Here is a 25,305-nt window from a genome sequence, read left to right on the forward strand (position 1 = left end):
GCGATCATGGCCCTTCACACTTGGTGGCTGTTTGTCGTCACCGTCTTTTTCATCTCAATCTCGCCCGGCCCCAACATGCTGCACGTGATGACGCGCAGCGTGACACTGGGCTTTGGCCGGGCGATGCTGGCAATGAGCGGCTGCTTCCTGGCGGTGCTCACGCTGCTCAGCCTGTCGGCCGCGGGGCTTTCGGCAGTCCTGGTGGCGATGCCGCAGCTGTTTACCGCGCTCAAGATCGTCGGCGCGGCCTATCTGCTTTACCTGGGGTACAAATCCTGGACCGCCAAGGAATCTCCGGTGGACATGGTGGGCGATGGGGCAGTGGCCCTGCCATCGCCGCTCGGCCTGTTCCGCACGGGATTTCTGATCGGTATCAGCAATCCCAAGGCATTGCTGTTTGCCGGGGCATTCCTGCCGCAGTTCATCGATCCTGCCCGGCCCAAGGCGGCGCAGTTTGCCGTCATGGTGGCAACCTTTGGCGTGATCGAGATGACCTCGTACCTGCTTTATGCGCTGGGCGGCCGCTCGGTGGCGCGCTGGCTGGAAAAACCATCGCCGCGCAAGGTGTTCAACCGGGTGACCGGCGCGATCTTTGTGGCGTTTGGCGTGGCGATGGTGGGCAGCCGGGTTTAGGCGTTTGCGCTTGGGTTCCATCACCCCCCGACCCCCCTCTTCTGAAGAGGAGGGGGAGTTAAAGATCTGATTTTTTGGCCCCATCCTCTTTAGAGGAGGGGGTTGGGGGTAGTGGACGTCGTGCGCTGTCCTACCACTTCTGCGACCACGCCGGCAGCGCACCGGGTTTGCTGGCATGGATGCGCGCGGTGGCGCGGCGGCGTAGCCACAGGATCGACCAGTCGCCGCGCACCTGGCGGGCGGCTAGGCGCAGCCCGGCGCGGGCATAGGCGGCGCGCACGGCCTTTTCCTGCGTGGCGAGTAAGCCGGCGAGGAGAATATGACCGCCCGGCTTGACCGCAGCGGCAAATTCCGGCGCTAGTTCGATCAGCGGACCCGCCAGGATATTGGCAATCAGCAGGTCATAGGGCGCCGACAGGCGCAGCAGCGGGTGGTCCATGCCCGGCGCGATGACCATGGCCAGCTTGCCCGGCCCATCGCCCAGAGGCACGCCGTTGGCATCGGCATTGGTTGCGACCACCGGGCCGCAGACGGCATCGATGTCGCTGGCGATGGCGCGCGCGCCGGGCCACAGATGCAGCCCGGCAAAGGCGAGCAGGCCGGTGCCGGTGCCGATATCGGCCAGGTTGCGCACCACCGCGCCATTGGCCTTCATGTGCGCCAGCATCGCCAGGCACCCGGCGGTGGTGGCATGCTGGCCGGTGCCAAAGGCCTGGCTGGTGGGGATCAGGAAATTGCGGATGCCCGGCATGTCCACTGCCGGATATTCCGGGGTGTGGACGTGGAACGGCCCTTCGTGGATCGGCTCTACCCCGTGCTGGCTGAGCGTGACCCAGTCTTCTTCGGGCAGTTGTTCGATCACCATCGGCGGCGCGCCGTCGGCAAACAGCGCGGCGATCGCGGCGCGTTCGTCTTCGCCTGGTTCGTCGGCCAGCCAGGCTTCCAGCTGCCAGTCTTCGGGCTTGTCCTCGGCAATCTCGCTGCCGGCGATGACGATGTCGGCGTCCCAGTCGAACACGTCTTCGTGGGCGATCAGCGCGGCCTGGACGATGGGGCGCGGCGCAAGGATGGTGATTTTCCAGCTCATGGCGCGGGTCTTTGCGGCGGCGCGGCCTCCTTGGCAAGCGTCTCGTCAAGCCGGGCGCGGCCATTGGCGGCATAGGTGCGGCAGGCACCCGGCACCGGCCGGGGCGCCCCATGCGCAAGGCGCTCGAACAGGTCGCTGGCGCCGGGATGAGGCGTGATCAGCACGGTGCAGGGCAGGGCGGCAATGCGATCGAGCGAGGCGCGAAACGCCGCGACATAGGCGGGATGATCGGCAAAGCGCCAACCCGGCGCGGCCATCGCGGTGACGCTGTCGACATAGGCCATGGCGCGGCAATCGCGGCCCTGGCAGCTGGTCCAGGTCCAGCTGGTGGAGCCGGGGGCGTGGCCTGGCGTGGCATGGGCGACAAGGCGCAATGGCCCGGCCACCAGCGTTTCGCCATCATGCAGCACGCGATCGACGGCAACGGCCGGGAACGGCTTGAGCCAAGCGGACTGGGGATCGTCTGCCGGAACCTGGCCGGTGGTGAGCACGCGCGCGGCGGCGGGCATGGCCGCCAGGCGTGCGCCGGTCATCCGTTTGAGCGCAGCCAGGCCACCGGCATGATCGGAGTGTTCGTGGCTGAGGACGATCCAGCGCACGTCATGCAGGCGAAAGCCGGCGGCAACGACGTTGCGCGCGACACTGTCGGCGGCCTGCGCCACGCCGGCATCGATCAGCACATGCCCTTGCGGCGAGGTGACGAGAACCGCGCTGATCCCGCAGGTGCCGACGTACCAGGTATTGGCAAAGATCCGTTGCGGCGGCGCCGGATCGGCCCAGCCATCGCGGTTGTGGCAGGTCTGGGCAAGGGTGGGCCGCGCCGGAATGTGCGGCGGCTGCGATCGGGCAAGCGCTGGCGCGGCCATGGCAACAAGCCCGGCGAGCGCGGCTGCGAAGATAGGAATGGGGCGCATCGCCTGTGGTTTGCGCGTGATCTTGCCGCATGACAACATACGAATTCGGCTTGGCCCTTTCGGCGGCTTGCACCCCGGGGCTTTTCGACTAATAGCGACTCGTCCCGACCGGAAACCTCATCCCGGTCGCCTTTGCGATAATAAGGGGAAGTTCCATGGCGCTGGCGCACAGCAACCGGCCACTTTCGCCGCACCTCCAGATCTGGCGCTGGGGTCCGGCCATGCTGGTCTCGATCCTCCACCGTGTTACGGGCAATGGCCTGGCCTTTGTCGGCCTGTCGCTGTTGCTGTGGTGGCTGGGTTCGATCGCCAGCGGTCCTGAAGCCTATGCGACGTTCATGACCTATGTGTGGACCGGCGCCGATGGCGGCCTTTCCGCCATTACCGCGATCCTCGGCAAGATCGTGCTGGTCGGCCTGTCGTGGGCGTTCTTCCAGCATGCCGCCACCGGCATCCGTCACCTCGTGCTCGACATCGGCGTGGGCTACGAACTTTCGGTCAATGCCCGTTGGTCGGTCTTCACGATGATCGCTTCTGTCGGTCTTACGGCTCTGTTCTGGGGCTTCGTGCTGCTGCGCTAAGCGCCGGCACGCCTTACCTGATTTCTCGGAGGTACCATGGGTAACGGAACTTCGATCGGTCGCGTGCGCGGGCTGGGCTCCAGCCACGCCGGCACGCACCACTGGCTGGCCCAGCGCCTTACGGCGGTGGGCAACCTGATCGTCATCCCCTTCCTCGGCATCAGCCTGGCGCTGCTGCCGGCGCACGATTACGTCACCGTGCATGGCTGGGCGGCCAAGCCGCTTTCGGCCACCATGCTGGTGCTGCTGGTGCTCAACACGCTTTACCACGCGCGCCTGGGCGTGCAGGTCATGCTGGAAGACTACATCCACGAAGAAGGTGGCAAGGTCGCATCCTGGATGCTGATCAACTTCGTGCCCGCCGCCGCTGCCGTGTTCGGCATCGTCTCGATCATCCGCATCGCACTGGGGGCCGCGTAAGCCATGTCTGCTGCCTACAAGATCATCGACCATACCTATGACACCGTCGTTGTCGGCGCGGGCGGTTCGGGCCTGCGCGCCACGATGGGTTCGGCCCAGGCCGGGCTGCGCACCGCGTGCATCACCAAGGTGTTCCCCACCCGCTCGCACACCGTGGCGGCGCAGGGTGGTATCGCGGCTTCGCTGCAGAACAACACGCCCGATCACTGGACCTGGCACATGTACGACACCGTCAAGGGGTCTGACTGGCTGGGCGACCAGGACGCCATCGAATACATGGTGCGCGAAGCCCCGGCCGCGGTTTACGAACTGGAGCACGCAGGCGTGCCGTTCAGCCGCAACGCCGATGGCACGATCTACCAGCGTCCGTTCGGCGGCCACATGCAGAACATGGGCGAAGGCCCGCCGGTGCAGCGTACCTGCGCCGCAGCCGACCGCACCGGCCACGCCATGCTTCACGCGCTCTATCAGCAGAGCCTGAAGTATGATGCCGACTTCTTCATCGAATACTTCGCCATCGACCTGATCATGGAAAACGGCGAATGCCGTGGCGTGATCGCGCTGTGCATGGACGATGGCTCGATCCACCGCTTCCGTGGCCATGCCGTGGTGCTGGCCACCGGCGGCTATGGCCGCTGCTATTTCACCGCGACCTCGGCCCACACCTGCACCGGCGACGGCGGCGGCATGGTGCTGCGCGCGGGCCTGCCGCTGCAGGACATGGAATTCGTCCAGTTCCACCCGACCGGCATCTATGGTGCGGGCGTGCTGATCACCGAAGGCGCGCGCGGGGAAGGTGGCTATCTCACCAACTCCGAAGGCGAGCGTTTCATGGAACGCTATGCCCCCTCGGCCAAGGACCTGGCCAGCCGCGACGTGGTGTCGCGCTCCATGGCGCTGGAAATCCGCGAAGGCCGTGGCGTTGGTCCGCACAAGGACCACATCTACCTGCACCTTGACCACATCGATGCCAAGGTGCTGGCCGAGCGCCTGCCCGGGATCACCGAAAGCGGCAAGATCTTTGCCGGCGTCGACCTGACGCGCCAGCCGCTGCCGGTGGTGCCGACGGTGCACTACAACATGGGCGGCATTCCCACCAACTACCACGGCGAAGTGATGACCATCGGTGCCGATGGCAATCCCGAAACCGTGGTGCCGGGCCTGTTCGCCGTGGGCGAAGCGGCCTGCGTTTCGGTGCACGGCGCCAACCGCCTGGGCTCCAACTCGCTGATCGACCTTGTCGTGTTCGGCCGCGCCACCGGCCTGCGCCTCAAGGAACTGATCAAGCCGGGCACGGCGCACCAGTCGCTGCCCAAGGACAGCGCGGACCTGGCGCTTTCGCGCCTGGATCACTTCCGCAATGCCAAGGGCGGTTCGCCCACGGCCAAGATCCGCACCGAGATGCAGCGCGCGATGAGCCAGCACGCGGCGGTGTTCCGCACCGACGAGCTGATGGCCGAAGGCAAGCACAAGCTGGCCGAAATCTATGCCTCGATGCAGGATATCGGCGTGTCGGACCGCTCGCTGATCTGGAACTCGGACCTGGTGGAAACGCTGGAACTGGACAACCTGATCAGCCAGGCTTCGGTGACGATGCATTCGGCACACAACCGCAAGGAAAGCCGCGGCGCCCATGCGCACGAGGATTTCCCCAACCGCGACGACGCCACCTGGATGAAGCATACCGTGGGCTGGTTCGACGGCTGGGGCGGCAAGAGCGGCGACATCAAGCTCGATTACCGCCCGGTGCACGAATACACGCTCACCGACGACGTGCAGTACATCAAGCCCAAGGCGCGCGTCTATTGATCCGCGCCTGACGGCAAGAGACCAAGGAAAGGCCGGGGTTGGCAAGACCCCGGCCTTTTTCGTTGATCCAAACTGGGGCTTGTTTCCATGGGTGGAAGCCATGCGTTGCAATAGGTTGTGAACCATCGCGCTCTCGTTGGCCGGGGCGGAGATGGGAGATATCATGACCTATTATCGCGATGGAGCGGAAGTAACGCTGGACCAGACGCAGGCGCAAAGGCGTTCTCCCTTCGCGACGTTCCTGGCCAACGGCAACATCCTGGTCATGAACGAGGACACCGCGCATCCCAATTCGGGTGACTATATCTATTCCGTATTCACGGCCGATGGCGTGGCCAGCGGGGTAACTGCCACGGTGCGCGACTATGAGGTTTTTACGCTCGCCGACGGCAATGCGATCACTGTCAAGGAGGCCGAGGGCGCCGGTAGCCCTGTCACCCTGTCGCTGTTGGACACCGATCCGCGCGATGGCACGATCAGCGGGACGATCACGGTGCCGGCGCCGTCCCCCTCGGCCACGTACACCGGCACCTCGGTGCTGGCGCTGAAGGGCGCGGATCTGGGCAAAGTGGCCGTCGTCAGCAACGTCGATTTCGGGGGGAGTGCGGCGCGGGCGGTGGTCAACATCGTTGACCTGGCAACGATGAGCGTCGTTGCGCGCTTCACGGCCTCCTCCTCGGATCGGGATTTGCCGCCCAGCGTGACGCAGTTGGCCGATGGTGCACTGCTTACGCTGGCGCTGGACAATGGGGTGTCGAGCGGCAACGTCGGCTACACCTATGCGATCCACGCTGTAGACGGCACCGAGATCAAGGCGGCGACGCTGCTGGCGCTGCCGACGCGCTATGGCAATGCAGTGGAAGTGCAGATGGTCGCGCTTGCGACGGGTGGCTTTGCCATGACCTGGGCCGAAAACCATTCCAGTGGCGGTTTCGTGTCGCTGGGGGCGCTGCATATGCAGGTGTTCGACGGCAGCGGTGCCGTGGTGCAGGCCGATACGATCGTCAGCGAGGATGGTCCGCGCTTCGTTGGCTCGACCGACGTGGTTGCCCTGGCGGGTGGCGGCTTCGCGATCGCCTGGGCCAGCGCCAACCCGGCGGGCGGCGCGAACGGCGCCAGCGAGATTGCGTTGCGGACCTATGATCATTCCGGCGGCGAAATCGGCCAGGAGCAGATCGTCAACACCACCACGGCGGGAACCCAGGATGCCGCGCAACTGGTGGCGCTGGTCGATGGTGGTTTTGCCGTGCTGTGGCGCGACGGCAACGGCACCTTGCACTCGCAGGCCTACACCGATCACCACGGGCAAACGGTGGAAGGCACGGCGGCGGCTGATAAACTGGTGGGCACCGAAAAGGACGATCTGTTTCTCGGCCATGGCGGCAACGACAGGTTTGCGGGCGGCGCGGGGAACGACACGATCAGCTTTGCCGATGCGCAGCAGGGCATCTACCTGACGCTGGCGACGACCAAGCCGGTCGACACGATCGGGGCGGGGACGGTCCAGATCAAGAGCATCGAAAACGCCATCGGCTCGCAATTCGATGACACGATCCTTGGCAACAAGGATGCCAACCGCCTGGAAGGCGGCGCGGGCAATGATCGCTTGAAGGGCGGGGCGGGGGATGACCACCTGCTCGGCGGCGCCGGCAACGACGCGCTGTTTGGCCAGGCGGGAGCCGACCGCATGGAGGGCGGCACCGGCAATGACGTCTATTATGTCGATGACGCCGGCGACAGGGTGGTGGAGCGCGGCGATGATGCCGGGATCGACAAGGTCTTCTCCACCATCAGCTATCGTCTCGATGCCAACGTTGAGCGGCTCACGCTGGTGAGCGGCGCGGGCAACATCAATGGTGCGGGCAACAACGCCAACAACACGATCGTGGGGAACGAGGGCGACAACGTGTTGAGTGGGGGCGGCGGCATAGACAGCCTGACCGGCGGGGCGGGGCACGATACCTTCGTGTTCGACACCAGCCCGCTGGCCGTCGGGCGCACGGTGATCCGCGATTTTGTGAGCGGCGAGGACAAGATTGCCCTGTCACTCGATGCGTTTGGCGCAGGTTTCTATGCACAGCCACCTGGCGCCATTGCCGATGCCGAATTCGGCTATGGAACGCGTGCGACCACAGCCGAACAAAGCCTGATCTATGACCGGGCCAGCGGAAACCTCTATTACGACGTCGACGGCACCGGGCCGGAGAAGGCGGTGCGCATCGGGGTGTTGATGGGCGCGCCCGATCTGCACCTGGCGGATATCATACTGGTCTAAGCGACCTTGCCCCGGCGCCTGCACCGCATGACAGCGGGCGGGCGCCGGGGATAGGGTGAAGGATCAGCGGTTGCGCTTTTCCTGCTTGGCCTGTTCCTTGGCCGCATCGGCAGCGGCGGCCTCGCGCGCGCGGTTGGCAGCGACGGCGCTGGCATCGCGCGAGGTTGCGCCACGCGCCGGATAAGGACAGCTGCGCGACTGGCCAACGCCCTTGAGGAACGAACGGCGGGCGGTGCCGGCGAACAGGGCCACCTGCCAACGGCGCTGTGCTTCGTTCGCGCCAGAGATTTCGCGGATGATGCCGCCGAACGGGATCAGCGAGCCGACGATCGACTTGGCCGTATTGCCCACCTTGAGGCCGCCCTTGGTGTAATCGGCAATATCGATGTCATCGCCGAGCACGGCATCGAGCCGGCGGATTTCGGACGAGATCGCCGGGCAGCTGCGCAGGCCAGCCAGAGTATAGGGCGTTTCCTGGGCGCGCTGCAGGATCGGCGGAATATCTTCCTTCTTGAGGTTCACCGTTTCGAGCGGCGTGGCGACGACATCGCCGACCTTGGCATCCTTGGGAGCCACGGCAGTCTGCGCGTGGGCGGCGAGGCTGCCAAGCGCGAGCGGGAGCATCGCGCCGAGCAGGGCGGCGCGGGCGGCATTTCGGTGTGCGAACATAATCGGTAAAACTCCCCGGTTTCCCGCATTACGCTGCAAACCGGCCTAAGTTCCACACGATCTGCCGATCACACCGCGCCCGGCGCAAAGGTGTTGCACTGCGCCGGGTTGCCGCTGTCGAGGCCCTTGCGCAGCCAGGCCATCCGCTGTTCAGAGCTGCCATGGGTAAACGCAGCCTCGACCGGGGTGCGGCCGGCGGCTTTCATCAGCGTGTCATCGCCGATCTGGTGCGCGGCGCGCAGGCCTTCCTCGACATCGCCGGTTTCGATCCGGGAACGATTTTGCGCGGCCCACACCCCTGCGTAGCAATCGGCCTGGAGTTCGAGGCGCACCGACAGGGCGTTGGCCGCATCGGGATTGGCGCGCTGCGCCTGTGTTACCTTGTCTGACGTGCCGACCAGCTTCTGGATATGGTGGCCATATTCATGGGCCATGACATAGACCCGCGCGAAATCACCGCCTGCGCCGAGCTTCTTGTCCAGCTCGGTATAGAAATCGGTGTCGATGTAGATGCCCTGGTCGCTGGGGCAATAGAACGGCCCCATGGCGCTTTGCGCCGCGCCGCAGCCCGAGGAACCCTGGCTGGAATAGAACACCAGCTTGGGTGCGCGAAACGCGATGTTCTCGCTGGCCAGCAAAGGCTTCCAGGTCTTGTTGAGCGAGGATAGCGCATTGCAGCTTTCATGGCTGAACGCGTTGACGTCACACGCCTGGGCAAGCGTTTCACCGCCGGGTTGGCCGACCTGCTGCGATGGCGTTTCTCCCACCGGCCCGGCCAACTGGCGGGGCAAGCCACCGAACAGGAACGACGCGCCAACCACGACCAAGACCCCGAGGATGCCAAAGCGTGAGCCGACCAGACTGAGGATCAGGCCAAGCGGGAAACCGCCGCCACCGCCGCCGCCCAAAGAAAAGCCGCCGCCCCGGCCGCGCTGGTCTTCCACGTCGATGTTGTTGTCGTAATCGTCGAGCCGCATCGCTTGCCTGTCGTCTGTGTGCCGTACGTGCCACGGCATATAGCGTAATTGGCAAGCCGTGGCGCGCGACAATGTTCCGCGTCATGCGCCAGGAATTTCGCGCCCAGGCTCGATTCACCGTGCTTTACAGTTTGGGAACTTGCGCGTCTTGGCGGGTTTTGTCAGCAATGAGCCTGCGCTGAAGCGTTTGGGGACATAGATGAGTCGTGGCGCAAGGCTGTTGAGGGCACTGGCCCTGGTGTCGCTGGCAGCCGTGCTGCCGGTGAACGCCACGCGTGCGGCTACCGCGCCCGCGGCCCAGACCCTGGAGCAGCGGCTGCGTGGCCATGTCGAGACGCTGGCCAGCCCGGCCTTCGCCGGCCGACGCCCCGGCACCGACGGCGAAACCCAGACCTTGCGCTATCTGGTGCGGCAGTGGTTCGAAATGGGCCTGGAATCGGGCACCAACCTGCCGGGCAGCCCGTGGTTTGCGCCGGTCGAACTGGTCGCGCGCGAGCCGGTGCTATCGCGCGCGGCCTTCATGCGTGGCCGGCGGCGCCTGGCGGCTGACGAGCATGATGTGTTCGTGGTCACCTCGGGCGTGCGCAACCTGGTGGACAGCGCGCCGGTGCTGTTTGTCGGCCATGGGGTGGTGCCATCGCGCACCGAACTGGCCGGCCGTGTGGCGCTCTTGCTGGAAAGCAAGGCAGCCGCGGGCAACAAGCGTGGTGACCATGACGAGCGCCACGGCGATGTGGAGGCAGGGCGCGAGGCCGTGGGCCGCCTGCTGGACGGCGGGGCCATGGCGGTGATCACGGTGCTGGATGGCACGCGCACCCTTGATGATGTGGCGGCGCGGCGGCGCAAGGCTGGCACGATGCTGGCCGGAGAGCGGCTCGACAACGAGATCGAGGCGTTTGTTACCCCCGACATGGCCGATCGCCTGCTGGGCGGAACCACGGCCGCGCCAGGCCAGGCGCTGGCCGCTGCCCAGGCCGAGGCAGAAAAGCCCGATTTCACGCCGCGCCTGATCGGCACTACGGCCAGTCTGGAAGCGACCAGCACCGAAACCCGCGTGCGCACGCACAACCTGATCGGCCGCATTCCCGGGCGCGATCCCGCTGCCGGCGCCGTGCTGCTCGTGGCGCATTGGGACCATTTCGGGGTTTGCACGGCGGCCGGGGCGATCTGCCCGGGCGCGGTGGACAATGCCAGCGGTGTGGCGGTGATCACCGAAGTGGCGCGGCAGATCTTGGCAGGCATGCCGCAGCGCATGCCCGATCGCGATATCTATGTTCTGGCCACCACCGGCGAGGAAATGGGCCTGCTTGGCGCCCTGGCCTTTGCCGAAAATCCGCCGCTGCCGCTGGGGCGGATCGTGGCGGCGTTCAATGTCGACAGCACCGGCCTGGTGCCGGCGGGCGGACAAGTGGCGATCGTGGGGCGGGGGATGACCCCGCTGGATGATACTGTGGCGCGGGTGCTGGCGCGGACGCGTCGCAAGCTGGTCGATGGCCGGGCGGCCAATGCCTATGTGCGCCGGCAGGACAGCTGGGTGCTGATGCAGCATGATGTGCCCGCGATCATGGTCAGCACCAGCTATGCCGACGAAGCCCGATTGGACCGGTTCATGACCGGCGCCTATCACACGCCGGCCGATACGCCGGACCATGTGAACTATGCCGGCATGGCCGATGACGTGCAGATTAACACCGAGCTGGTGCGCGAATTTGCCGATGCCCGTCGCTATGCCACAGGGGGCGTGACACCCCCGGCGACGGTGCCCGCGCCAGGGCCGACAAATAGCGCCCGAACCCCCTAGCCAATTGTTCCCGGCTTGATTACATGGGCCGCCACGATTCTACCCGGACAGGAAGTGGCAGCGCACATGGATATCCCCCTCGGCCTTACCTTTGACGACGTTCTGTTGCGTCCGGCCGAGTCAGACATTCTGCCTTCGCAGGCCGATACCCGCACCCGCCTGACCAAGGCGATCGCTCTCAACATCCCCGTGCTGTCTTCGGCCATGGACACTGTGACCGAGGCCGACATGGCCATCGTGATGGCCCAGCTTGGCGGGATCGGCGTGTTGCACCGCAACCTGACGATCGAGGAACAGGCCGCCGCCGTGCGCGCAGTGAAGCGCTATGAAAGCGGCATGGTGGTCAACCCGATCACCATTTCGCCTGATGCCACGCTGGGCGACGCCCAGGCGCTGATGAGCGCCAACCGCATCAGCGGCATTCCGGTGGTGGAAGCCGGCGGCCGGCTGGTGGGCATCCTCACCAATCGCGACGTGCGCTTTGCCGCCAATCTGGCGCAGCCGGTGCGCGAGTTGATGACGCACGAAAACCTGGCTACGGTGAAGCTGGGCACCAGCGGCGACGAAGCCCGCCGCCTGCTGCACGCCCGCCGCATCGAAAAGCTGCTGGTGGTGGACGATGCCTATCGCTGCATCGGCCTGATCACGGTGAAGGACATCGAAAAGTCGGTGACCTATCCCAACGCCACCAAGGACAGTGCCGGCCGCCTGCGCGTGGCCGCTGCCACGACCGTGGGTGAAAAGGGCATGGCCCGCACCGCCGCCCTGGTGGAAGCGGAATGCGACGTGGTGATCATCGACACCGCCCATGGCCACAACCGCGACGTGGCCCGTGCCGTGGAAGCGGTGAAGAAGCTGTCGAACGACGTGCAGGTGATTGCCGGCAACGTTGCCACCGCAGAGGCCACCCGCGCGCTGATCGATGCCGGGGCCGATGGCATCAAGGTGGGCATCGGGCCGGGCTCGATCTGCACCACCCGCATCGTTGCCGGCGTGGGCGTGCCGCAGCTGACCGCGATCATGGAATGCGCGGCCGAGGCGGAAAAGTCAGGCGTGCCGGTGATCGGCGATGGCGGCCTGCGGACGTCGGGCGATGCGGCGAAGGCGCTTGCCGCCGGTGCCAGCTCGATCATGATCGGTTCGATGCTGGCCGGCACCGAGGAAGCGCCGGGCGAAACCTTCATCTACCAGGGCCGCGCCTACAAGGCCTATCGCGGCATGGGTTCGGTTGGTGCGATGGCGCGCGGTTCGGCCGATCGCTATTTCCAGCAGGACATCAAGGATTCGATGAAGCTGGTGCCCGAAGGCATCGAAGGCCAGGTGCCGTACAAGGGCCCGGCCAAGGACGTGGTGCACCAGCTGGTCGGCGGCATCAAGGCGGCCATGGGCTATACCGGCAGCGGCACGATCGAGCACCTGCGCAAGAACGCCAAGTTCGTGCGCATCACCAATGCGGGCCTCAAGGAAAGCCACGTCCATGACGTGACGATCACGCGTGAGGCACCGAACTACCCCACGCGGTGACGCCGGCCGCGCGGGTCCAGGCCGCGATCGACATTCTGGATGGCGTGATCGCGGCCGCGCGCGGGCAGGGGGCTTCGGCCGATCGGCTGGCGGCGGAATGGTTTCGCCAGCGGCGCTTTGTCGGGTCAAAGGATCGCCGCGCCATTCGCGAGCTGGTCTGGGCCGCGATCCGCGCCTGTGGCGAAGTGCCGGTGAGCGGACGGTCTGCCGTGCTGCGCCTGGCGCAGGATGATCCCGATCTGGCCGCACGCTTTGACGGTTCGCCCTATGGCCCGGCGCCGATCCGCGCCGACGAGCCCGTGGCGCTGGCCGGCGCCATGCCGGGCTGGCTGGCCAAGGCGATGGCCGCGTCAGGGCTGGGCGAGGCGGAACAGGCCGCGTTGATGGGCCGTGCGCCGCTGGATCTGCGCGCCAATACGCTGAAGATCGACCGCGATAGCCTGGCGGCGCGGCTGCCGGTCGCGGCCGAGCCGGTGGTGGCGCCGCATGGCCTGCGCCTGCCAATGGGCACGCCCGCGGAAACCTGGCCCGAATTCGCCCAAGGGCTGTTCGAAGTGCAGGACGCCGGCAGCCAGATTGCGTGCGAGGCACTGGGCGCGCGGCCCGGCGAAAACGTGGTGGACCTTTGCGCTGGCGCCGGGGGCAAGACCCTGGCCCTGGCCGCCGCGATGCACAATACCGGGCGGTTGCTGGCGTGCGACATCGATCGCCCGCGCCTGTCACGCCTGGCACCACGGGCAGAACGCGCTGGCGCGCTGGTGGAAACGCGGCTGCTGAATCCCGGCAAAGAGACCGAGATGCTGGCCGATTGGCGCGGCCAGGCCGATGCGGTCCTGGTCGATGCGCCCTGTTCGGGCACCGGCACCTGGCGCCGCAATCCTGAGGCGCGCTGGCGGCTGAGCCCGGCCGCGATCGCTCGCTATCAGCAGATGCAGGCCCAGGTTCTGGACGTGGCGGCCGGGCTGGTGCGGCCCGGTGGGCGCCTGGTGTTCATCACCTGCTCGCTGATCGATGCCGAGGGCGCCGATGGGCTGGACGCGTTCCTGGCCAGCCATCCCGATTTCACGTGTGAACAACTGGCCATGCCGGCCGGGCGGGCGCATCGTGGCGGCTGGCGTTTGTCTCCGTATCATGACGATACGGACGGGTTTTTCTTCGCTCGGCTGGTTCGTCTGTGATAGACCCATCGGCCATGAGGGTGGTCTATCGCCGCGGTGAGCAGTCCCGGCTGAAGGAGTTCTTGATGCGTTACACGCCAGCGGCCCTTGCGCTGTCCCTGCTTGTGGCCGTGACCGGCAGCATGGGCTCGGCCCACACCAGCGAGCCTCTCGATCCGCGCGCGCAGGTGCTGTTTCAGGAAGGGCGCACGCTCATGGCCAAGGGCGACATCGACGCCGCGACCGATAACCTGGAATCGGCGCTGACCATCGATCCGGCCAATGCCAGCATCCTGGTCGCGCTGGGCGATGCCTCGCGCCAGGCCGGGCTTCAGGGCAAGGCGATCCACTATTACCGCGACGTGCTGGACCGCGAGCCCAACAATCTCGCCGCGATTGCGGGCGAGGGCGCGGCGCTTGCCGAAAAGGGCGCCATCGACAAGGCCAAGGCCACGCTCACCCGGCTGGAGGGCCTGTGCGGCAAGGCCTGCCCGGAAACGGCCGTGGTGAGCAAGGCGCTTGCCGCTGGCCCCAAGCCGCAGGTGGCGGCAGCTGAGCCGGTTGCGACGAAGGACCCGGTTCAGGCGAATTGATTTTGCGGGGGATGCGTTAGGCTTCGCACTACCCGGTGGAAGGCGAAGCCTAACGCTGATAGTAAACTCAGATCAGCGCGCGGAATTCTTCCACGACCTGGCGATAGACGCGCCGCTTGAACGGTACGATCAGATCGGGCAACTGCTCGGGATCGACCCACTTCCATTCGCAAAATTCGGCCGGATCGTGGGCGTCGAGCACCACGTCGCTGTCTTGGCCGTTGAAGCGCAGCAGCAGCCATGCCTGGCGCTGGCCGCGATATTGGCCGCGCCACAGCTTGCCCAGCAATTCGGGCGGAAGATCATAGAAATGCTCTTCGCGGCTCTGCGCCAGCACGGTGACGTGCTCGCTCGTCAGGCCGGTTTCCTCGTGCAGTTCGCGCATCGCGGCGGGGACCAGTTCCTCGCCGTCGTCGATGCCGCCCTGTGGCATCTGCCAGGCGTCACCTTCCTTGTTGTCGATACGCTTGCCGACGAAGACGCGGCCTTGGGGATTGACGATCATCAGCCCCACGCAGGGGCGATAGGGAAGAGCGGCAAAGGGGTCCGCACTCATGGATAGGTGGTCCTCGTTCAAACAATAGGGCGCCCGGCATCGAGCACACCGCGCAGCGCCGCCAGAATTGCTTCCAGATCAGCCTGCGCGCTGGGGATGGCCTTGCGCACCTGGATAAAGCCGTGGATCGTTCCCGCGCGTTCGGTGAACACGAGGGGCGATCCGGCGCGTGCCAGGGCCGCGCCATAGACCCGCCCGCTATCGCGAATCGGATCGAGGCCTGCGGTCACTAGCACCGTAGGGGGCATGCGGTCATGCCCGCCGTTGAGCGGAAAGGTGCGTATGCTGTCGGCCGGCGCGGCATAGGCATCGGCAAACCAGCGCATCACCTGCGCATCGAGCAGAAAGCCTTCGGCAAATTCGCGGAAAGAGGCGTGGCCATCCACCGCATCGGTCAATGGGTAGATCGGCACCTGGGCGATGACCGGCACGGCGGCGGGATCGGCAGCCAGCGCCTGGGTAACCACGATCGCGAGATTGCCGCCGGCGGAATCGCCGATCGGCACCAGGCCGGTGACCTCCAGGCCCAGCTCCGCCGGGGATTGCGCGATCCAGCGCGTGGCCGCCTCGGCATCGTCGGTGGCGGCAGGAAACGGATGTTCGGGGGCGAGACGGTAATCGACCGAGACCAGCGGCAAGTCCATCTGCGCGGCGATCTCGGTGCAGACGTTGTGATGGCTGTCCAACCCGCCCAGCACGAAACCGCCGCCGTGATAGAACACCAGCACTGGCCCTGGGGCGCGGGCTTCGCGGCTGTCATACAGGCGCAAGGCAATTTCGCCGGCTGGCCCCGGGCACTGCAGGTCGCGGATCACGGGCAGGTCGCGCGGCGGCAGGTCGGCCAGTTGCTGCATGGCAACATAGGCGGCACGCGCCTGGTCCAACGGCATCTGGTGCATCGCGGGGGCACCGGCGGCAGCAGCCTGGCGCAGGTAATCGAGGAACGCCTGCACATCAGGACGGACAAAGAGCGGTTCGGCCAAGGCCCATTCTCCAGTTGCGGCGCCATAGGCGCCCAGCGCACAGACCTGCACCAAGGGGCAGGCGGCCAACCATGGCCAAGTGGGCCATTACCCTGCACATAGCAAGGCATGACGAGCCCAACAATTGTCTGGCTGCGCCGGGATTTGCGCCTGCAGGACCAGGCCGCCTTCGCTGCCGCAGCCGCCAGCGGCAACCCGGTCATTCCGGTCTATGTGCTGGACGACGAAACCCCCAAGCACCGTCGCATGGGCGCCGCATCGCGCTGGTGGCTGCATCACAGCCTGGAACGGCTCGATGCGCAATTGCAGGCCATGGGATCGCGCCTGATCTTGCGCCGCGGCAAGTGCGATGCCGCGCTGGCCGCCATCCGCCGCGAGACTGGCGCGCGCGTGGTTCATGCACTGCACCATTACGAGCCGTGGTGGCGCCTGGCCGAGCGCGCGGTGGGGAAGGCGCTGGATTTGCGGCTGCATCACGGCAATTTCCTGCTGCCACCCGGCACGGTCACCACCGGTGCGGGGCAGCCATACAAGATCTATACGCCGTTCTGGCGGGCCAGCCTGCAGCAGTTGCCGCCGCCGCCGCCCCAGCCTGCGCCCGCAAGGCTACCCGCCCCAGCGTTCTGGCCAGCGAGCGACGACCTGGACGATTGGCAGCTTTTGCCCCAGCGCCCGGATTGGGCGGGAGGCATGCGCGAAACCTGGACGCCGGGCGAGGCGGGGGCAGCGCAGCGTCTGGAGAAATTCGTCGGCCGTGCGCGTCGCTATGACGAGCAGCGCAACCTGCCGTCTTGTTCGGGCACCTCGATGCTGTCGCCCCATCTCCATTTCGGGGAAGTGTCTCCCGCCACGGTGTGGCACGCCGTGGCCGATGCCGGCGGCTGCGTGGACGTGTTCCTGAGCGAACTGGGCTGGCGCGACTATGCCCAGAACCTGATCCTGCAATGCCCCGATTACGGCGCGCGCAATGGCCGCGCGGCATTCGATGCCTTGCCGTGGCGCGACGCACCCGAAGAACTTGCCGCCTGGCAGCAGGGGCGCACCGGCTATCCCATCGTCGATGCCGGCATGCGGCAACTGTGGCACACCGGCTGGATGCACAACCGCGTGCGGATGATTGCCGCCAGTTTCCTGATCAAGCACCTGCTGATCGACTGGCGCGCGGGCGAGCAGTGGTTCTGGGATACGCTGGTCGATGCCGATTACGGCGCGAATGCCACCAATTGGCAGTGGGTGGCAGGTAGCGGCCTGGATGCCAACATGTTCGTGCGGATCATGGCGCCGCTATCGCAATCGGCCAAGTTCGATGCGGCGGCCTATATTCGCGAATGGGTGCCAGAGTTGCGCCATCTCGACGATGCCGACATTCATGATCCACAGCGCCCGCCTCGCGGCTATCCGGCCAAGATCGTCGAACATGGCCAGGCGCGGGCGCGGGCTCTCGCCGCGCATGGCGCGATGAAGGCGCAGGCTTGAGACGAGATTGTCGGTAGCGGCGGGGGCGGGCGGCTCAGCGCCCGTCGCCGTCGGCCTCTCCGCCATAACGCAGCAGCAGCGCGTCATGCTCGCGCTGGGTCAAAAGATTGGCAAAGGCACAGCCGACCAGGCCTGCATGCCACCACACGACCTCGGCCTCGCGCGGTTCCAGGCCGGGTAGCGTGAGGTAAACCTTGCTGCCTTGGGCCAGCCGCACCGAAGCGAGCGCCGAAAAGCCGGCCAGTGAGAGATCAAGCACCAGGGTTTGCGCGGCGCGGGCCCCGTTGCGGCGCAACTTGGCCGGAATGACCATGCGCGAGCGCGGGGCGCAGCGATCGTCGCTGGCGGCTGCTTCGTAATCCTGCTGCCAATTGATTGTCGGCATTGGCCCTGACCTGCTGAAGCCGTGGTTCCAGGCCGCGCAGCACGCGGCCGTTGTGGAAGCATGAGGAAAGTGCGTTACCAGCAGGTTAACAGGCGCAATGACACCCTAAGATTTCATGCGATTGTGACATGTAACCGCGCGGAAAGCTCAGGCGGGTTCGTCCACCCGCTCGCGGTGCGGGCTGGTGAAATCGGCGCTGGCCAGGGCGACGATGCGCGCAGCCACCGTTTCGGGCGGCTTGACGCTGGCCGGATTTTCGCCGGGATAGGCCTTGGCGCGCATCTTGGTGCGCGTGGCACCCGGATCGACGATGGCCACGCGAATGCCCGAGATCGCGGCCACTTCCTGGGCATAGCTGGCCAGGAGATTGTCGAACGCCGCCTTGGTCGCGCCATAGGCACCCCAATAGGCGCGCGGCGCAGCGCCGACGCTGCTGGTCAGGCCGATCACGCGCGCATCCTGGCTGCCCTTGAGCAGGGGATGGAACGCGCTGATCAGCGAGTGCGTCGCCAGCACGTTGAGCGTGATCGCACGGCTGAAATCGCGCGGCTCGATCTGCCACACCGGGGTGAGGGCCGGCAGCACGGCGGCGTTGATCACCAGGATATCAAGCGCCACCCAGCGCTCGGAAATCGCCGACGCCAGGCGCGCCACGCCATCGGGTTCGGCCAGGTCGACCGGCGCGATCGTGGCATTGCCACCGGCCTGGAAGATTTCGTCTTCCACCTTTTCCAGTTCGGCCGCCGTGCGGGCCACCAGCACCACATGGGCACCAGCGGCTGCCAGCGCCCGGGCCGTGGCGGCACCGATGCCCCGGCTGGCGCCGGTCACGAGGGAGACACGGCCGGCGAGCGGCGTTTGCGCGTTGGCGGCCGACACGATCAGGCGACCTTGGCGGGCTTGGCCTTGAGCTTGACCGGCGAACAGCCCGGCGCGCGATCACCCAGATCGGTAAGGCGCGTGGGATAGTCACCGGTGAAGCAGGCGTCGCAATATTGCGGACAGGTGCTGTTGCGCTGAACCTCGCCCACGGCGCGATAGAGGCCGTCGATCGAGACGAAGGCCAGGCTATCTGCCTGGATGAATTCGGCCATGGCGGCGATGTCCATCCGCGCGGCGAGCAGCTTCGAGCGTTCCGGCGTGTCCACGCCATAGAAGCACGAATGTTCGGTCGGCGGGCTGGCGACGCGGAAGTGCACTTCGCGCGCGCCGGCTTCGCGCATCATCTGCACGATCTTGAGGCTGGTGGTGCCACGCACGATCGAATCGTCGATCAGCACGATGCGCTTGCCGGCCACCAAGGCGCGGTTGGCGTTGTGCTTGCGCTTGACGTCGGCATTGCGGGCGCCGTCGGAAGGCTGGATGAAGGTGCGGCCGACATAGTGCGAGCGGATGATGCCAAGCTCGAACGGAATGCCCGATTGCTGGGCATAGCCAAGCGCGGCGGGAACGCCGCTGTCGGGCACGGGGATCACGAGATCGGCATCGGCCGGGTTTTCCAGCGCCAGCTGCGTGCCGATCGCCTTGCGCACTTCATAGACAGAGCGGCCACCCAGGATCGAATCCGGGCGGCTGAAATAGACATGCTCGAAGATGCACGGGCGCTGCGGCGTGTCGCCAAACGGGCGATGCGTCTGGATCGAGCCGTCGAGGGCCACTTGGACCAGTTCGCCCGGCTCCACTTCGCGCACCATGTCGGCGCCCACCACGTCTAGCGCGACGCTTTCGCTGGCGAAGACCACGGCGTCACCCAGCTTGCCCATCACCAGCGGACGGATGCCGAGCGGATCGCGGCAGGCAATCATGCCTTCGGGCGTCATGCAGATCAGCGAATAGGCGCCTTCGACCAGGCGCAGCGCATCGACGAAGCGATCGAGCAGCGTGGGATAGCGGCTGGTGGCAACGAGGTGGATGATCACCTCGGTGTCGGAGGTCGACTGGAAGATAGCGCCCTTTTGCACCAGGTCGCGCTTGAGGAACATCGCGTTGGAGATGTTGCCGTTGTGCGCGATGGCAAACCCGCCCGCGGCCAGATCGGCAAACAGCGGCTGCACGTTGCGCAGGCCCGATCCACCGGTGGTCGAATAGCGGACGTGGCCGGCGGCCATCATGCCCGGCAGTTCGGCGATCGCCTGGCCGCTGGAAAAGTTCTGCGCGACATGGCCGATGCCGCGGCGGGAGAAGAACTCCTGCCCGTCGAAGCTGGTGATGCCCACCGCTTCCTGGCCGCGATGCTGCAGGGCGTGAAGGCCCAAAGCTGTCATCGCCGCCGCATCGCGCGCGCCCAGCACGCCGAAAATGCCGCATTCCTCGCGCAGCTTGTCGCCGTCGCGGTCCTCGAAGGGGTTGGTGGTGATCATCTGTCTCGCAAGCGCTCGCGCCAAAGACTCGCACCGGTGCGAAATGCCCCGGCCGAGCAATGGCGCCCATGTGGCGACGTTTGCCGCCAAAGGCAAGGGTGCGCGCAGCCCAGCCATTTGACGTGGCCCGATTCAGGAGAAATTATCAATTCGCGCCATACAGTTGTTCAAGAGCGGCGATCACGGTGCGGCTGGTTTCCAAAACTTTACCATCGTATTGCGCGCTCAGCGCTGCCCCTTAGGTTGGAATTAACCATTTGGTGGCAGGTATAAGGGCCATGCAAACCGCCGTTCTTCCTCGGCCCCGTCTGGCCATAACCCCGGCAGCATCGCTGCGTGCCGCGCTCGTTACGGCACTCGCCTTTTTCATCAGTGCTTTCCTCGCCATCGAGTACAGCCGGCTGAGCGGCGGCGTGGCGATGGTTTGGGTTTCGAACGCGGTTCTCGCTTCGCGACTCAATGCATTGCCGACCCGGGTATGGCCGGCAACGATTGCCGCAACCGGCATCGCCAGTTGGCTCGTCACCGGTTTGTTCGGGCTTGGTTGGCTCGCGGCGCCCGCGATGATGGTGATCAACCTGTTCGAGGGCGTGGTCGCTGCGGCGATCCTGCGCCGCCTCATGAAAGACCACTGGCCGCAAGACACTGCCGAGTGGATGGCGGGCTACAGCCTGGGGATCGGCTTGTTCGTCCCGGTGATCGGCGCCATGCTGGCGGCGGTGATCGTTTGGCTGACACTGGGCCAGCCGATGCGCGCCAGTTTCGTGGATTGGCTGGTGGGCCATTCGCTGGGCCTGTTGATTTTCCTGCCGGCGGGCAGCCTGTTGTGCCTGGCTTGGCAAACGCGCCAGCCGCTGGTGCCCAAGGGCAATGGCCTGCGCGCGCTGCTGCTGATCGGCGTGATGATCGTGCTGACGATCGCGGTGTTTTCGCAGATCGCCCGGCCCCTGCTGCTGTTTCCGCTGTTGCTCGTGCTGTTTGGTGCGGTTTGGGCCAATGCCATTGTCGCCCTGACCCTGCCGATCATTCTGGCAACGGTGGGCGGGTTGATGACCGTGCTGGGCCACGGCCCGATTGCCGACATGCAACTCGCACCCACCGATCTGCATGTCCTGGCCGGGCGGTTGCAGTTCTTCCAGGTCTATCTGGGCATTACCGTGCTGGCCGTGCTGCCGGTGGTGGCCGAGCAGGAACGCCGCCGCCGCCGCATGCTCGACCTGGCGAACAGCGAGGCGCGCTATCGCCTGCTGTCCGATCATGTGAGCGACGTGATCATCCACATGAGCCAGCGCGGCACGATCCGCTATGCCTCTCCTGCGATCACGCAATTGACCGGCCATGTGCCCGAACAACTTCACGGCGTGGATTTCCGCCAGATCGTGACGGAAGAGCACCGTGCCGCCGTGGCCGCTGCCTGGAATGCTGCCTTGGCCAGCCCGGGTGAACCGGTGGCGGTGGAGTTCCTGGGCTTGCCGCTGGGTGGCCCGGCGCGCTGGTTTGAGACCCATTTCCGCGCCGTGACCAACGAAAAAGGCGATGTCGATGGGCTGGTCTGCGTGACGCGCGACATCGCCCAGCGCAAGCGCATCGAGGAAGATCTCTCGCGCGCCGCGCTGACCGATCCGTTGACCGGTATTCCCAACCGCCGTGCCTTCTTCGAAACCGCCGAGCGCGTCGGCGCGCTGGGCGTGCCTTCGGCGCTGGCGGTGGTGGACATCGACTATTTCAAGCAGGTCAACGATCGCTATGGGCATGCCGTGGGCGATCGCGTGCTGCGCGCCTTTGCCGAGGCGGCCGTGGCGGCCGTGCGCTCGACCGATTTCGTGGCCCGCATCGGCGGGGAGGAATTTGCAGTCCTGCTGCCCGATACCGAACTGGTTCACGCCGAAAAGGTGTGCCAGCGTCTGGCCAAGGCGGTAAACGCGCTGGCGGTGGATACGCCGCAAGGCCCGGTCAAGATTACCATCAGCGCCGGCATCGCCGCGCTGGGTAGCCATCCAGATGCCGCGCTGGCGGCGGCAGACAGCGCGCTCTATCGCGCCAAGGCCGAAGGCCGCGCCCGGCTGCGCGTGGCCGCCTGAAAGGGCTTGGCAGCACCAGACGCGGGAACCATTGCGGCACTCCATGATTGGGCAGGGGCGTCTTGCCCTGTCGCGCCCGCCGTCCTAAAGCCGCGGCCGACAAATCCGTCCAGTTCCAGCGCGAAAGTGTGCCGCCTTTGATCCTCTCGCCTTTCGAATGGACCATCGCCAAGCGTTACATGCTACCCGGACGCGGAGAAGCGTTCATTGCCATGGTTGCCGGCATCAGCCTGGCCGCCGTGATGCTGGGCGTGGCTGCGCTGGTGATCGTGATGAGCGTGATGAACGGCTTTCGCGCCGAACTGCTCGACAAGATCGTGGGCCTCAACGGCCACGCCGTGATCCAGGCCTATGGCGGGCGGCTTGAAGATTGGCAGGATATCCTGGCCAAGCTGGAAAAGACGCCCGGCGTCACCCGCGCTTCTCCGCTGATCGAGCAGCCGCTGCTGACCAGCTTCAACGGCCGGGTGGAAGCCATCGTGCTGCGCGGCAACACGCCCAAGGATATCAACCGCCTGTCGGACAAGCTCAAGGCCGGCAATCTTGCCGCCTTGCAGCCGGGCAGCGACAACGTGGCGATCGGGTCGCGCCTGGCTGAAAGCCTGGGTGCGCAGGTGGGTGACACGATCACGATCATCAACCCCGCTGGTCGCTCCACCCCATTTGGCACGGTGCCGCGCCAGGTGGGCTATAAGGTGACGGCGATCTTTGAAGTCGGCGTCTATGACTACGACAACGCGTTCGTGGTTATGCCCATCCCAGATGCGCAGACCCTTTTGCTCACCGGCGATTCGATCGGCATGATCGAGGTGACCACCACCGATCCCGATACCGTGATGACCACACTGGGCCCGCTCAAGAAGCAGCTGGAAGGCCGGGCCCAGATCGCCGACTGGAAGACGATCAACGCCAGCCTGTTCGAGGCCCTGGCCGTGGAACGCGTGGCGATGTTCGTGGTGTTGTCGATCATCGTTCTGGTCGCGGTGTTCAACATCCTCTCGTCGCTGATCATGCTGGTTCGCGCCAAGACGCGCGATATCGCGATCCTGCGCACGATGGGGGCGTCGCGGCGCAGCCTGCTCAAGATCTTCATGGCCATCGGTTTTGTCATCGGCGCGCTGGGCACGATCATTGGCGTGGCGCTTGGCTTCGTGTTCCTCTATTTCCGCCAGCCGATCGTGCATCTGGTGGAACTGCTCACCGGCCAGAATCTGTGGGACCCTTCGATCCGTTTCCTGACCGAACTGCCCAGCCGCAGCGACCCGGTGGAAATCATCGTGATCGCGCTGATGGCGCTGGTCCTGAGCTTCCTTGCCACCCTCTATCCCGCCTTGAAGGCGGCCAGCACCGATCCGGTGCAGGTGCTTCGTTATGAATGAGACGGCCATGAACCAACCCGTCGTCCGCCTGCGCAACCTGCGCCGCAGTTTCGAGCAGGGAGGCGTGCGCATCGACGTGCTGCGCGGTGTGAACCTCGATATCCGCCCCGGCGAAATCGTCGCGCTGCTCGGGCCATCGGGCTCGGGCAAGTCCACCATGCTGCAGGCCGTTGGCCTGCTCGAAGGCGGCTTTGAAGGCATGATTGAGATTGCCGGAACAGATGCGGCCAAGCTCAACGGCGATGCCCGCACCGTGTTGCGCCGCGATCACCTGGGTTTTGTCTATCAATTCCACCATCTTCTGCCCGATTTCAACGCCACCGAAAACGTCATCCTGCCCCAGCTCGTTTCGGGCAAGGCGGAGCGGGAGGCGCGCGAGCGGGCGACCGAACTGCTCACTGCGCTGGGCCTGGGCCACCGCCTCGACCATCGCCCCAGTCAGCTTTCGGGCGGCGAACAGCAGCGCGTTGCCGTGGCCCGCGCGCTGGCCAATCGGCCGGCGCTGGTTCTGGCCGATGAGCCGACCGGCAATCTGGACGAGGCGACCGCCGATCGCGTGCTCGACGAGTTTCTCAAGCTGGTGCGCGGCGAGGGCAGCGCGGCGCTGGTCGCCACGCACAACGAACGGCTTGCCGTGCGCATGGACCGGGTCATGCGCCTGAACGAGGGCGTCTTGGTGTAAGCCCAGGTTCACATAGGTATTGCTTTGCTATGGAAACCGGAGGACGCTTTGTGCGTTGCCGGGGAACCCAAGGAGGGTTTTATCAGATGAATACCACAATTCGTGCCGAAGGCCGCGCAGGTGCCCAAGATTTCTGGAACGATCACGCCACGATCGTGACGCGCGATGCCGCGGGCAGCGTGCTGCATGGCTTTGCCGTGCTGCATTCGGGCAGCTTTGCCGAAATGGTCCGCATGATGGGCCGCATGCCCGAAGCCGATCGCAACGACCTCGTCATCGAAAAGTCCGGCGATCGCAGCTATGGCCCGGCCGAAGCGCTGGAACTGTTCAAGCGGGCTGACTTCCCGCTTTAATGCGGTGAACCAAGGCATTGATTTCGGGGGCCAAGCCGTGGCAACACGGCATGGAGACGGGACCGACCCGGAGCGATGCCTGCGGAGCACTGTCATGCATGATTCTGCCATAAGCGAGCCGAAGACCATTGCCGATTTCGACGCGCGCTTGCCCAATGGTGAGCGGGTCAGCCTGGCCGACCGGCTCGGCAAAGTCGTGCTGGTGGTGAACACCGCATCGAAATGCGGTTTCACCCCGCAATACGAAGGCTTGGAAGCGCTATGGCGCCGTCACCGCGATGCCGGGTTCGAAATCCTGGCGTTTCCCTGCAACCAGTTCGGCGCGCAAGAGCCCGGCTCGGCTGACGAGATCGCCACCTTTTGCCAGGTGAATTTCGGCCTGAGCTTTCCGCTGATGGCCAAGGTTGATGTCAACGGCGACAAGGCCGAACCCTTGTTCGATTGGCTCAAGGCGCAGGCGCCCGGCGTTTTGGGAACGAAGGCGATCAAATGGAACTTCACCAAATTCCTGATCGATCGCAACGGCCATGTCGTGCGCCGCTATGCCCCCACCGACAAGCCCGAGGCGATCGAGGCTGATATCGTCGCTTTGCTTTAGGGCGCATGCGCC

The 25,305-nt window shown here is 65.8% G+C and carries 24 protein-coding genes; 15 read left to right on the top strand and 9 right to left on the bottom strand.

Features of this window, described 5'->3' with window-relative positions; all coding sequences use genetic code 11:
• The first annotated feature begins 6 nt into the window (after nucleotides 1-6).
• Complete coding sequence (locus IP65_RS05250; RefSeq protein WP_054131058.1) at nucleotides 7-633, top strand: LysE family translocator; 627 nt, start codon at nucleotides 7-9, stop codon at nucleotides 631-633.
• Between the two features lie 130 nt (nucleotides 634-763).
• On the opposite strand, the gene IP65_RS05255 is transcribed toward IP65_RS05250, so the two are convergent.
• Both IP65_RS05255 and bla read right to left on the bottom strand, forming a co-directional pair.
• Nucleotides 764-1,720, bottom strand: coding sequence for a 50S ribosomal protein L11 methyltransferase (locus IP65_RS05255; RefSeq protein ID WP_054131059.1), 957 nt, complete (start codon nucleotides 1,718-1,720; stop codon nucleotides 764-766).
• Entirely contained in the window at nucleotides 1,717-2,634 is a 918-nt protein-coding gene (bla, locus tag IP65_RS05260) for a subclass B3 metallo-beta-lactamase (protein ID WP_054131242.1), read from the bottom strand. Before bla ends, IP65_RS05255 begins: the two co-directional genes overlap by 4 nt.
• Nucleotides 2,635-2,789: 155 nt before the next feature.
• Between bla and sdhC the strand changes: the two genes are divergently transcribed.
• The 4 genes from sdhC (at nucleotide 2,790) to IP65_RS05280 (ending at nucleotide 7,719) form a co-directional block, all read left to right on the top strand.
• On the top strand, nucleotides 2,790-3,215 hold the full coding sequence (gene sdhC, locus IP65_RS05265; RefSeq protein ID WP_022675379.1) for a succinate dehydrogenase, cytochrome b556 subunit: 426 nt from the start codon (nucleotides 2,790-2,792) through the stop codon (nucleotides 3,213-3,215).
• A gap of 36 nt (nucleotides 3,216-3,251) precedes the next feature.
• The gene (gene sdhD, locus IP65_RS05270) at nucleotides 3,252-3,635 is read left to right on the top strand and encodes a succinate dehydrogenase, hydrophobic membrane anchor protein (RefSeq protein WP_022675380.1); all 384 of its coding nucleotides are present in this window, start codon (nucleotides 3,252-3,254) and stop codon (nucleotides 3,633-3,635) included.
• Nucleotides 3,636-3,638: 3 nt separating this feature from the next.
• Nucleotides 3,639-5,444: a succinate dehydrogenase flavoprotein subunit gene (gene sdhA / locus IP65_RS05275; protein WP_054131060.1), complete on the top strand. Its 1,806-nt coding sequence runs from the start codon at nucleotides 3,639-3,641 to the stop codon at nucleotides 5,442-5,444.
• A 163-nt stretch (nucleotides 5,445-5,607) separates the two neighbouring features.
• Nucleotides 5,608-7,719 (top strand): calcium-binding protein, encoded by a 2,112-nt coding sequence (locus IP65_RS05280; protein ID WP_171794524.1) that lies wholly within the window; start codon nucleotides 5,608-5,610, stop codon nucleotides 7,717-7,719.
• A 63-nt stretch (nucleotides 7,720-7,782) separates the two neighbouring features.
• Here the strand turns inward: IP65_RS05280 and IP65_RS05285 are convergent, their stop codons facing one another.
• Both IP65_RS05285 and IP65_RS05290 read right to left on the bottom strand, forming a co-directional pair.
• A complete protein-coding gene (locus IP65_RS05285) occupies nucleotides 7,783-8,388 on the bottom strand; it encodes a hypothetical protein (protein ID WP_022675383.1) in 606 nt (201 codons plus the stop codon).
• Between the two features lie 68 nt (nucleotides 8,389-8,456).
• Nucleotides 8,457-9,365: a neutral zinc metallopeptidase gene (locus IP65_RS05290; RefSeq protein WP_022675384.1), complete on the bottom strand. Its 909-nt coding sequence runs from the start codon at nucleotides 9,363-9,365 to the stop codon at nucleotides 8,457-8,459.
• A 220-nt stretch (nucleotides 9,366-9,585) separates the two neighbouring features.
• Between IP65_RS05290 and IP65_RS05295 the strand changes: the two genes are divergently transcribed.
• The 4 genes from IP65_RS05295 to IP65_RS05310 all read left to right on the top strand — a co-directional run bounded on the left by IP65_RS05295 (nucleotide 9,586) and on the right by IP65_RS05310 (nucleotide 14,440).
• Nucleotides 9,586-11,166, top strand: coding sequence for a M28 family metallopeptidase (locus tag IP65_RS05295; protein ID WP_022675385.1), 1,581 nt, complete (start codon nucleotides 9,586-9,588; stop codon nucleotides 11,164-11,166).
• A 66-nt stretch (nucleotides 11,167-11,232) separates the two neighbouring features.
• Nucleotides 11,233-12,690: an IMP dehydrogenase gene (gene guaB, locus IP65_RS05300; RefSeq protein ID WP_028657618.1), complete on the top strand. Its 1,458-nt coding sequence runs from the start codon at nucleotides 11,233-11,235 to the stop codon at nucleotides 12,688-12,690.
• Nucleotides 12,687-13,868 (top strand): RsmB/NOP family class I SAM-dependent RNA methyltransferase, encoded by a 1,182-nt coding sequence (locus IP65_RS05305; RefSeq protein WP_054131062.1) that lies wholly within the window; start codon nucleotides 12,687-12,689, stop codon nucleotides 13,866-13,868. The genes guaB and IP65_RS05305 overlap by 4 nt, the downstream gene beginning before the upstream one ends.
• Before the next feature lie 65 nt (nucleotides 13,869-13,933).
• Nucleotides 13,934-14,440 (top strand): tetratricopeptide repeat protein, encoded by a 507-nt coding sequence (locus IP65_RS05310; protein WP_148291634.1) that lies wholly within the window; start codon nucleotides 13,934-13,936, stop codon nucleotides 14,438-14,440.
• A 67-nt stretch (nucleotides 14,441-14,507) separates the two neighbouring features.
• Here the strand turns inward: IP65_RS05310 and IP65_RS05315 are convergent, their stop codons facing one another.
• The gene (locus IP65_RS05315) at nucleotides 14,508-14,996 is read right to left on the bottom strand and encodes an RNA pyrophosphohydrolase (RefSeq protein ID WP_022675269.1); all 489 of its coding nucleotides are present in this window, start codon (nucleotides 14,994-14,996) and stop codon (nucleotides 14,508-14,510) included.
• 17 nt (nucleotides 14,997-15,013) lie between these two features.
• On the bottom strand, nucleotides 15,014-16,048 hold the full coding sequence (locus tag IP65_RS05320) for an alpha/beta hydrolase (RefSeq protein ID WP_231627562.1): 1,035 nt from the start codon (nucleotides 16,046-16,048) through the stop codon (nucleotides 15,014-15,016).
• A gap of 39 nt (nucleotides 16,049-16,087) precedes the next feature.
• On the opposite strand from IP65_RS05320, the gene IP65_RS05325 reads away from it, so the two are divergent.
• Nucleotides 16,088-17,455: a deoxyribodipyrimidine photo-lyase gene (locus IP65_RS05325; RefSeq protein ID WP_054131063.1), complete on the top strand. Its 1,368-nt coding sequence runs from the start codon at nucleotides 16,088-16,090 to the stop codon at nucleotides 17,453-17,455.
• 34 nt (nucleotides 17,456-17,489) lie between these two features.
• Here the strand turns inward: IP65_RS05325 and IP65_RS05330 are convergent, their stop codons facing one another.
• The 3 genes from IP65_RS05330 to purF form a co-directional block, all read right to left on the bottom strand.
• On the bottom strand, nucleotides 17,490-17,840 hold the full coding sequence (locus tag IP65_RS05330; protein WP_022675272.1) for a PilZ domain-containing protein: 351 nt from the start codon (nucleotides 17,838-17,840) through the stop codon (nucleotides 17,490-17,492).
• A gap of 147 nt (nucleotides 17,841-17,987) precedes the next feature.
• Nucleotides 17,988-18,719, bottom strand: coding sequence for an SDR family NAD(P)-dependent oxidoreductase (locus tag IP65_RS05335; RefSeq protein ID WP_054131064.1), 732 nt, complete (start codon nucleotides 18,717-18,719; stop codon nucleotides 17,988-17,990).
• Between the two features lie 2 nt (nucleotides 18,720-18,721).
• On the bottom strand, nucleotides 18,722-20,200 hold the full coding sequence (gene purF / locus IP65_RS05340) for an amidophosphoribosyltransferase (RefSeq protein ID WP_022675274.1): 1,479 nt from the start codon (nucleotides 20,198-20,200) through the stop codon (nucleotides 18,722-18,724).
• A 278-nt stretch (nucleotides 20,201-20,478) separates the two neighbouring features.
• On the opposite strand from purF, the gene IP65_RS05345 reads away from it, so the two are divergent.
• From IP65_RS05345 to IP65_RS05365, 5 genes are all read left to right on the top strand, one after another.
• Nucleotides 20,479-22,281: a diguanylate cyclase gene (locus IP65_RS05345; RefSeq protein WP_054131065.1), complete on the top strand. Its 1,803-nt coding sequence runs from the start codon at nucleotides 20,479-20,481 to the stop codon at nucleotides 22,279-22,281.
• Between the two features lie 137 nt (nucleotides 22,282-22,418).
• Entirely contained in the window at nucleotides 22,419-23,660 is a 1,242-nt protein-coding gene (locus tag IP65_RS05350) for a lipoprotein-releasing ABC transporter permease subunit (RefSeq protein ID WP_054131066.1), read from the top strand.
• Nucleotides 23,661-23,667: 7 nt separating this feature from the next.
• Complete coding sequence (locus IP65_RS05355) at nucleotides 23,668-24,342, top strand: ABC transporter ATP-binding protein (RefSeq protein ID WP_022675277.1); 675 nt, start codon at nucleotides 23,668-23,670, stop codon at nucleotides 24,340-24,342.
• Nucleotides 24,343-24,428: 86 nt separating this feature from the next.
• Nucleotides 24,429-24,695 (top strand): hypothetical protein, encoded by a 267-nt coding sequence (locus tag IP65_RS05360; protein WP_022675278.1) that lies wholly within the window; start codon nucleotides 24,429-24,431, stop codon nucleotides 24,693-24,695.
• A 94-nt stretch (nucleotides 24,696-24,789) separates the two neighbouring features.
• Nucleotides 24,790-25,293, top strand: coding sequence for a glutathione peroxidase (locus IP65_RS05365; protein WP_082349790.1), 504 nt, complete (start codon nucleotides 24,790-24,792; stop codon nucleotides 25,291-25,293).
• Nucleotides 25,294-25,305: the final 12 nt, after the last annotated feature.

This window comes from Novosphingobium sp. AAP1 (genome assembly GCF_001295765.1).
Classification (GTDB): domain Bacteria; phylum Pseudomonadota; class Alphaproteobacteria; order Sphingomonadales; family Sphingomonadaceae; genus Novosphingobium; species Novosphingobium capsulatum.

What these genes read in the sequence shown, in the direction of transcription:
- IP65_RS05250 (WP_054131058.1), top strand. Translation starts at nt 7, where the DNA reads ATGGCCCTTCACACTTGGTGGCTGTTTGTCGTCACCGTCTTTTTCATC.
- IP65_RS05255 (WP_054131059.1), bottom strand. Translation starts at nt 1,720, where the DNA reads ATGAGCTGGAAAATCACCATCCTTGCGCCGCGCCCCATCGTCCAGGCC.
- bla (WP_054131242.1), bottom strand. Translation starts at nt 2,634, where the DNA reads ATGCGCCCCATTCCTATCTTCGCAGCCGCGCTCGCCGGGCTTGTTGCC.
- sdhC (WP_022675379.1), top strand. Translation starts at nt 2,790, where the DNA reads ATGGCGCTGGCGCACAGCAACCGGCCACTTTCGCCGCACCTCCAGATC.
- sdhD (WP_022675380.1), top strand. Translation starts at nt 3,252, where the DNA reads ATGGGTAACGGAACTTCGATCGGTCGCGTGCGCGGGCTGGGCTCCAGC.
- sdhA (WP_054131060.1), top strand. Translation starts at nt 3,639, where the DNA reads ATGTCTGCTGCCTACAAGATCATCGACCATACCTATGACACCGTCGTT.
- IP65_RS05280 (WP_171794524.1), top strand. Translation starts at nt 5,608, where the DNA reads ATGACCTATTATCGCGATGGAGCGGAAGTAACGCTGGACCAGACGCAG.
- IP65_RS05285 (WP_022675383.1), bottom strand. Translation starts at nt 8,388, where the DNA reads ATGTTCGCACACCGAAATGCCGCCCGCGCCGCCCTGCTCGGCGCGATG.
- IP65_RS05290 (WP_022675384.1), bottom strand. Translation starts at nt 9,365, where the DNA reads ATGCGGCTCGACGATTACGACAACAACATCGACGTGGAAGACCAGCGC.
- guaB (WP_028657618.1), top strand. Translation starts at nt 11,233, where the DNA reads ATGGATATCCCCCTCGGCCTTACCTTTGACGACGTTCTGTTGCGTCCG.
- IP65_RS05310 (WP_148291634.1), top strand. Translation starts at nt 13,934, where the DNA reads ATGCGTTACACGCCAGCGGCCCTTGCGCTGTCCCTGCTTGTGGCCGTG.
- IP65_RS05315 (WP_022675269.1), bottom strand. Translation starts at nt 14,996, where the DNA reads ATGAGTGCGGACCCCTTTGCCGCTCTTCCCTATCGCCCCTGCGTGGGG.
- IP65_RS05325 (WP_054131063.1), top strand. Translation starts at nt 16,088, where the DNA reads ATGACGAGCCCAACAATTGTCTGGCTGCGCCGGGATTTGCGCCTGCAG.
- IP65_RS05330 (WP_022675272.1), bottom strand. Translation starts at nt 17,840, where the DNA reads ATGCCGACAATCAATTGGCAGCAGGATTACGAAGCAGCCGCCAGCGAC.
- purF (WP_022675274.1), bottom strand. Translation starts at nt 20,200, where the DNA reads ATGATCACCACCAACCCCTTCGAGGACCGCGACGGCGACAAGCTGCGC.
- IP65_RS05345 (WP_054131065.1), top strand. Translation starts at nt 20,479, where the DNA reads ATGCAAACCGCCGTTCTTCCTCGGCCCCGTCTGGCCATAACCCCGGCA.
- IP65_RS05355 (WP_022675277.1), top strand. Translation starts at nt 23,668, where the DNA reads ATGAACCAACCCGTCGTCCGCCTGCGCAACCTGCGCCGCAGTTTCGAG.
- IP65_RS05360 (WP_022675278.1), top strand. Translation starts at nt 24,429, where the DNA reads ATGAATACCACAATTCGTGCCGAAGGCCGCGCAGGTGCCCAAGATTTC.
- IP65_RS05365 (WP_082349790.1), top strand. Translation starts at nt 24,790, where the DNA reads ATGCATGATTCTGCCATAAGCGAGCCGAAGACCATTGCCGATTTCGAC.